The sequence below is a fragment of the uncultured Butyricimonas sp. genome, from assembly GCF_959596855.1.
Lineage (GTDB): Bacteria > Bacteroidota > Bacteroidia > Bacteroidales > Marinifilaceae > Butyricimonas > Butyricimonas muris.
On sequence record NZ_CAUFYA010000084.1, the window covers coordinates 1 to 7,640 of the forward strand.

Below are 7,640 nucleotides of genomic sequence, written 5' to 3' on the forward strand. Positions count from 1 at the left end.
AATGCAGGTTGAAATTACACGAATGGGGAAAATACATAAAAGAGATTGATTCTATTAATACAAGTATCGCATTCATTTTTGTTGTTCACACGAAAGACTACGCTATCGTTGAAACGCTAAAAAAGAAGAATAAATTCAGATTACCCATTTTTCATGATTATGAAAATAAAATGGGTAAACTCAACCTATTCCCTAAAGACCCAAATTATCAAACCTTCTTGTTAAACAAGGAAAATAAAGTAATTCTAATTGGCAACCCTATAGGAAACCTCCCTTTATGGAAATTATACAAAAAAGTATTATCAGAAGCATTATCAACAAAAAAATCCTCATGATAAAAATCATTCCATTGTTGACCCTCCTCCTCCCCTTTGCCTGTACCCGCTATCCCGCCGGAGTGGAAGAAACCCTCTCCCTCGCCGGGAGCAATCGTGGAGAACTGGAAAAAGTCTTACGCCACTATCGAGAAGCTCCTGCCGACTCCCTGAAATACAAAGCCGCCTGTTTCTTGATCGACAACATGAAATGGCATCTTTCCACGGAACAAGCTATATTCCCGGATTCTTCCATTTATAAATGGCATACCAGAATAGACAGCTTATACAAATACGCCACGGATAACATACGGGATACCATGCTATATTCAAAATATTACAATGAACGGAATTACTATTTCCAATTCGCGACACAAAAGTTAATCCACGCTATGTCCGTTGACACCCCGACAATCAAAAAAGGGACATTTCCCGATCCGAAATACATATCTTCCGCTTTTCTCGTATCACATATAGAAAATGCTTTCCAAACATGGCAAACCTCTCCTTACGCCTCCTATCTCTCCTTTGAACAATTCAAAGAATTGATTCTCCCCTACCGAGCTATCGCTGGCTACCCGTTCTTCGAGAACGGGAAAAGACTAAACGACATGTTCAAAGGCTGGCTGGATCGTTCCACCATGAAAGATATACACGGTTTCATCTTACGTTACAATCATTATACACAATTTATACGTTCGTCATTAGCTATCAATCAAGGGCAACACGTGGGTGTATATGATCTTTTCCTTGGATATAAAGGGGATTGTATTTACATGGCAAACAACGCTTGCAACATATTCCGGGCTTACGGGGTCCCCGTGGTCGTGGACTACAACGTGTCTTTTCGGGAGAAAACAAACAGACATTTCCACTGTAAATTTATTGACAGCACGACAAATCAAAATTTTTATAATAAAGCTTTCAATTTCGACACCCTCAGCCCCTACTCCAGCGCTTCCCCCAGTTTTTTCAGAAACACGTTCGGCGCACAAACAAACAGTCCCTACATGTTAAAAGCCGAAGGGGAATACTTACCGGACTATTTTGATACCCCTTGCCTCAAAGAGGTAACCGGAGAATATTACCGGGTTACACGAGTGTCCCTTCCCTTCGACAAAGATACACCCAATCACTTGGCATTCCTTTACACGTTCGACAACACGCCAACAGGTACAGCTCCCGCGACATGGGGAAAAATCGACAAAGCACGAAAACAGGTCGTGTTCGAGAATGTGGTATACCACACGCTTTATTTTCCCTCTTATTTCCGGGGGGACACGCTTGTGTCATTCGCTTCCCCATTTTACATCGCTCCCGCTGATTCGCTTTCCGGGGCATATCAAATTATGGAAATAGTGCCGGAACATTCAACCCGTAAAGACACTCTTGTTCTTCTCCGTAAATTTCCGGAAAAACCTTACTTGAAAGAACAAGCAAAACGAATGATAGGCGGTCGATTCGAGGGGGCTAACTGCGAGGATTTTTCAGACTCGACACTGCTTTACACCATCCGGGAAGCCCCCATCCTCAATTTCCAGGAATACACCCCGGAAATATGCCGTCCGTTCCGTTTCTATCGATACGTCGCCCCGGGTGAGTTTTCCCGAAGCAACATGAGCATTATTGAATTTCTCACGGACGAATATACCCCTGAAGATTCTCTAAAACGAGCCACTCCCTTACCCGTTTTTTCTCCCGAGGTTGCCCGAAAGCAAAAAGGGCAAGAAACATACATGAAATTACACCCGGATATCGCAAAATATCCCAATCAACGTTGGGGTCCTTTATATAACACGAGTATGCAGTATCCTTCTTATGAAAGCACCAACGAAATGTCATTAAAACGTCCCATGAAAGTGAAAAAAATCCGCGTAGCTCCCTGTAACGCGGAAAACCATATCGTGATCGGTCACCGTTATCAACTCTTGTACTGGGACAACGAATGGAAAAACGCCGGGACTAAAATTGCCCGCCACAACTACCTTCTATTCAACAACGTACCTAGCGACCGCCTGTACTGGCTACGCAATCTCACGACAGGCAAAGAGGAACTCCCGTTCCTATATCACGATAACAAACAATTATTCATATACCACGATACCATTATCCCGTTAAAAACAAATCTCCTTTACTGACAAGGAGATTTGTTTATAACATTATCCCAGTATTCCCAGCGTCCCGGAAGCCCTCTTCCCGTTAGCGCTGGTGGCAAAACCGTAAACAACCAGTTGCCCCACATCCCACTCCTCGGGCAGCATCCATGCCAACTCGCCACACTCTCCCCTCGTCCCCAACTCCACGAGCCGACTTCTCCGTAACACTCGCTCGAACACCGCACCAAACAGGCGATCGTCCTTCTCCATCCGGGGCATTAACGGCTGGCTTTCCCAGCGGAACACGACTTGCCGCTCGCCCGCCTCCACTTCCGCCCCGATCCGGGGCATCCCGAGTTCTCCGCCCGAGAGGGACAGCGACAACAAATCCACGGTAGTGTTCAACTCGTCGTCCACCTCGACTTTCCCGATATTATCCCTCACGAAACAATTCGAGCATACTTTTCGTGAAGCCGAGCAATACCCGGCTTCCAGCACGACGATAAAACCACGACGAAGCGCCGTGACCACCCGCATACGCTCCCGCTGCTTCAATTGTGCCAAGGTCTTGGCGTCCTTTATCACGATCGCTTTTCCCCGCGCCACGTGTTTGTCGCCCAATTTGTACGCCGTCACGTTCCCCACGGAACCTGAAAGCCCCTGAAATATAGTAGGATCAAATATAGCCATAACTACCACCCGTTAAGATTTACGAATAGAAAAATACATACACGGAGAATAGCGTTTCCCATCCACCGTCCCGAAGAAACAATACAAGTGCGCCTCCGTCCATTCGCCTTCCGGCAAATACACGCACCCTTTCCCGTCGGCGCGGCATCCCCGCACATTTTCCAACACGACGGGCTGATAGGGTTCGCTATCGAAAATGGCAGCCACCATCAACCGGTCGGTCGATTGAGCCGTCACCGTCGACGAGTTATCTTGCCACGCCACCTCCAGCTGCCCCGCGTCAGCCGCCACCTGCCGCATCCCGAAGGGTAATTGCAAACTACCCGCCGTCAGCATTAAACGGGGATAGTCAACGTAATCGTCCGCCCCGAACACGTTCATATTCGCGTGTAAAAACCAATGGTACCCCGAAAGTCTTTCTTCCTCTCGTGCCACGATCGTGTAAACTTGTTCCAGCACGCTTCCCCGTGCAGCCCGGTGCATCGTCTGCGCACCCGGTAATTTCGACCGTTGCGCCGTTTGTCCTCCCGTGCGGGGATTCGCTATCGTTCTCGGCGATTTCCGCGCGTAAGTCTTTTTGCCTACCTTGTAGACCACGTAGCCATCGATTTTTCCCGAAGCTCCCACTAACATAGATTCATCTAAAATTGCCATTCTTTAAATTTTTTAATTAAACATTTAGCCGTTTTCCTTGAAAATTTTTGCCCTATTCAAGGTTGTTACGGCTTTTTCTCGTTAAAATAATAGTATATAAATATACAACATTTTTTTTCTAAATGCAAGTAATTTTCTATATATTTTTTATCAAAATAGAGCACGAGTGGGACTTGAATGGGAAATGAGTGGGAAATCATATCAACAGGATTTCTATAAAATAAATCTAAAACGTCCATTATATTCTGGAAATCACCTTAAGCATCCCTGAAACCGGGCAGAAATCCTCCATCCCATGAAAAATTATGAGGATTCTCTTAACTTGTTATTGACTATTTCCCGAATTTTCGCTATATATTTGAAACGTTGTTACAGACAGAAAACAAAAATATGAACCGAGAGTAAAGGCGACGTCAGGAACTACCTTGAGAAACCGTCCCCGACTATCGCCTGCCCTCTCCTAAAAAAAGTAAGGAGGTGAAGCGAAGATAGTGTTTTATGGGAAAAAGATGTACGTCATCTATATTTAGAAGTGTTTTAAAAAGAAAAGAATACATTCAAAAAGATGAATTATGAAGAATAAAATTTTAATGACAATTACAATCTTTAGTGTTGTACTAGTAGCTTGTATAAGTATAAACTTCACGACTTCAACGCAAGCTAATATGTATTTAGCAAAAAACATCGAAGCTCTAGCAAGAGGTGAAGGAAGCGGTGGTTTTGTTGTTTGTTACTCTGAATCAGTTGTAAGAACAGGTTATACTTATTACGATTGTGGAACTTGCACTAAGATTTACAACGAAAAAGGTAGAGGAAATCAAAGTAAATGTTTCTAAGAAAATAATATGACATGCATTTTCATGAAATATTATTAAAAGAACATAGAACGAAATATCAAATATATAATGAAAAAAATAATCATTACAATCCTGACCTTAAATGCGGCAATAATTGTATGTATTGGAATAAATTTCAATATATCAAAACACGCAACAAATCTAGCATTGAAAAACATTGAAGCTTTAGCAAGTGGTGAAGGAAGCAGTAGTAGTTATAACATTTGTTATTATTCATCTGTTGTAAAAGTTGGATATACCTATTATGATTGTGGAAGTTGTACGCAAGTCCAAAATGAAAAAGGTAAAGGGAATTACACTAAATGCTTTCATTAAATAAAACAAGCATGGCAAGATAATTATTTTGCCATGCATTACCATTAATTCTATAAAGATGAAACAGATTATCTACTTACTAGTTTCTATTATATATAGTAGTTGTCAATCACTTCCGAATAATACAATAATTATCAACGACTTTCCATCGTCTATACATTTAAAAGGAAATGAAAATCAATATTTTGATAAAGAATTGGGTATTATCAGTTTACAAACTACTAACCGCTATTTTATATGTAATACACATAGAACAGACTACCATTTTTCAATTTACTCTAAAGATACTATAATTAAACGTATTAATTTGTGCAAAAAAGGACGAGGTTCAAATGAATTTATCGCACCTGCATTTTTTTCCCAATTTGAAAATCAAAATAATCAAACAAAGATATGGGTTTTAGATCGAGCAGTATCACAATTAGTGAAAATTAATATAGACCTAAGTATAAAAGAAGATAAAACTTATATAGAAGAATCATTATCATTACTTGATTATATTAGATTTCCCCTAAAAGATATATTTTTCATTAACGACACATTACTCTTTGGAACAGAAGACAATGATGAATGTAGACACTTTCTTTTAAATTTGAATGATTCTTCTATTCATTATGTCCCACAAAAAATCAAATTTTCTAAAAGCTATAATCCTTTCCCTATTTCACAAGTAATGTCCACTTACAATTCTGATAAAAAATACGTTGCATCAGCTTATTTCAATTTTCCCCGAATAGATTTAATAAATAATAAAGGAGAATTATTAAAAACAATTTTCTATAAAGAATTCATTAATCCCACGAAAGTCACCATATCACAAGAAAATGAAGAGTATTTTTCAGCTATTTGCAGTGACCAGAAATACATATATGCTTTATATAATAGAGAAAATATAGAAATAGATGAAATAAAAACAAAATCTTCAATATTCGTATTCACATGGGAGGGAGAACCTATCCGAGAATATATAATTCCTTATGCAACTTATATTAACGTGGACAATCAAAACAAAACCTTATATGCCATTGATATTAATAAAGAAAGTTCTATTGTCACCACTTATTCTTTACCTTATCAACAATAATGTATAGTTTGTTATATGAATTACAAGTTTATACTACCCATCGTAGCCTCTCTCCTTTTGCTTGCTTGTAATGGTAAGAGTAAAAAAACAGAGGAAGAGGAACTAGCCAAGATGGAACAGCAGGAGGAAAACCACGTGGTGAAAGTGCAAGTGGCACGAGTGGCGCCGTTTAATCTGGAATTGATCAGTAACGGGAAGGCGGAAGCGACACGGAAAGCAACCGTCAATTTCGAGGTGGCGGACATGGTCAGAGAGGTGAGGGTGAAAAATGGCGACCGAGTGAGAAAAGGGGACGTACTTGCCATCGTGGATGATTACAAGGCACAACAGACGCTGGAAGACGCACGCCTTACCATGGAAAAAGCGAATCTCGACTTGAAACTGGCCGTGATATCGGAAGGATTGCAGTCGTTGGAGGACACGGTGAAGATTCCTCCCAAGAGAATGGAGGCAATATACCTGCAAAGCGGTTATCAAAACAGCATTAACGCCTACAAGAAAGCGCAACGGGAGTATTCACTCGTGAGGACAACCGCACCTTTCGATGGCATCGTGGCAGACTTGGAAGCTAAACCGTATAACCAGACGGCAGCATATAAATCGCTCTGCACCTTGATAGACGATTCAAAAATGGAAGTCGTGTTCAACGTGCTGGAAACAGAAATATCCAACCTCCAAGCGGGTATGGAAGTGGAAATCACACCATACGCCAATCATGAACACACGCTGAAAGGAGAAATCACGGAAGTGAATCCCCGGATTGACGAGAACGGAATGGTGAAAGTGAAAGCCGTTACCGGGAACCGGGGAGCTTTGCTCGTGGACGGGATGAACGTGAGTATTCTCGTGAAACGGCAGATAGATAATAAAATCATTGTCCCGAAGTCGGCAGTATTGCCCCGCCAAGGGAAGAAAGTCGTGTTCGTCTATCAAAAGGGGAAAGCCATCTGGCGATACGTCACCACGGGTTACGAGAACAGTTCGGAAGTCAGCGTGGAAGAAGGTATCGTACCCGGAGACACGGTAATTCACGAGAATAATCTTGGGTTGTCGCACATGAACAACGTGACAATTGAAAATTGAAAATTGAAAATTTAAAGAAGCGGTGGCAAGCGGGGAGAAATCTAAAATCTAAAATCTAAAATCATTAAATCTAAAATTAATCCATGCGTTTGTCAGCTTTTTCGATAAATACCCTGTTCGTGGTAATGATGCTACTGGGAATCAGCTTAATCCCGAGGCTATCGTTGCAACTGGAACCGTCGTCCCGGTCGAACAAGCTGAACGTGTCGTTCTCGTGGAGCAATGCCAACCCGGAATTGCTGGAAACGGAGGTAACCACGAAACTGGAGGGTGCTCTGGCACGTATCCGAGGACTGAAAGAGCTGCATTCTTCCACGGGTAACGGGTTCGGAACAATTGAACTGACAATCGATGAAAAAGAAAATATAGATGCCGTCAAATTATACGTGTCCTCTATCATCCGGTCGGTGGCACCGGGACTGCCGGAGGGTGTTTCAGTGAGTGCTGTCGGCGGCGGAGAATTTCATGACGGGAAAGCGACAGAATCGGAACGGCGTTTATTGATGAATTACGTGCTCACGGGACCGGGTAACTCGAAGGAAGTCGC

The 7,640-nt window shown here is 42.0% G+C and carries 8 protein-coding genes and 1 pseudogene; 7 read left to right on the top strand and 2 right to left on the bottom strand.

Going from position 1 to position 7,640, the window contains the following annotated elements; translation table 11 throughout:
- Together Q5866_RS20540 and Q5866_RS20545 are read left to right on the top strand one after the other, a co-directional pair.
- Positions 1–335, top strand: a pseudogene (locus Q5866_RS20540) (hypothetical protein); the annotation flags it as partial.
- Positions 332–2,452 carry a hypothetical protein gene (locus Q5866_RS20545; protein WP_292269189.1) on the top strand — a complete coding sequence of 707 codons (2,121 nt, stop codon included), beginning with the start codon at positions 332–334 and terminating at the stop codon, positions 2,450–2,452. The pseudogene Q5866_RS20540 and the gene Q5866_RS20545, both read left to right, overlap by 4 nt.
- Before the next feature lie 21 nt (positions 2,453–2,473).
- Here Q5866_RS20545 and Q5866_RS20550 read toward each other — a convergent pair whose 3' ends face one another.
- Both Q5866_RS20550 and Q5866_RS20555 read right to left on the bottom strand, forming a co-directional pair.
- Entirely contained in the window at positions 2,474–3,100 is a 627-nt protein-coding gene (locus tag Q5866_RS20550) for a hypothetical protein (protein WP_292269186.1), read from the bottom strand.
- A 12-nt stretch (positions 3,101–3,112) separates the two neighbouring features.
- Positions 3,113–3,754: a DUF6266 family protein gene (locus Q5866_RS20555; protein ID WP_099292642.1), complete on the bottom strand. Its 642-nt coding sequence runs from the start codon at positions 3,752–3,754 to the stop codon at positions 3,113–3,115.
- A gap of 572 nt (positions 3,755–4,326) precedes the next feature.
- On the opposite strand from Q5866_RS20555, the gene Q5866_RS20560 reads away from it, so the two are divergent.
- The 5 genes from Q5866_RS20560 to Q5866_RS20580 all read left to right on the top strand — a co-directional run.
- A complete protein-coding gene (locus tag Q5866_RS20560) occupies positions 4,327–4,590 on the top strand; it encodes a hypothetical protein (RefSeq protein WP_099292643.1) in 264 nt (87 codons plus the stop codon).
- Positions 4,591–4,659: 69 nt separating this feature from the next.
- Entirely contained in the window at positions 4,660–4,926 is a 267-nt protein-coding gene (locus Q5866_RS20565; protein WP_099292644.1) for an NVEALA domain-containing protein, read from the top strand.
- A 58-nt stretch (positions 4,927–4,984) separates the two neighbouring features.
- Positions 4,985–6,010 carry a BF3164 family lipoprotein gene (locus Q5866_RS20570; protein ID WP_099292645.1) on the top strand — a complete coding sequence of 342 codons (1,026 nt, stop codon included), beginning with the start codon at positions 4,985–4,987 and terminating at the stop codon, positions 6,008–6,010.
- A gap of 15 nt (positions 6,011–6,025) precedes the next feature.
- Positions 6,026–7,093: an efflux RND transporter periplasmic adaptor subunit gene (locus Q5866_RS20575; RefSeq protein ID WP_292269180.1), complete on the top strand. Its 1,068-nt coding sequence runs from the start codon at positions 6,026–6,028 to the stop codon at positions 7,091–7,093.
- 83 nt (positions 7,094–7,176) lie between these two features.
- On the top strand, positions 7,177–7,640 hold a 464-nt coding region (locus tag Q5866_RS20580; RefSeq protein ID WP_303182231.1), incomplete at its 3' end, for an efflux RND transporter permease subunit.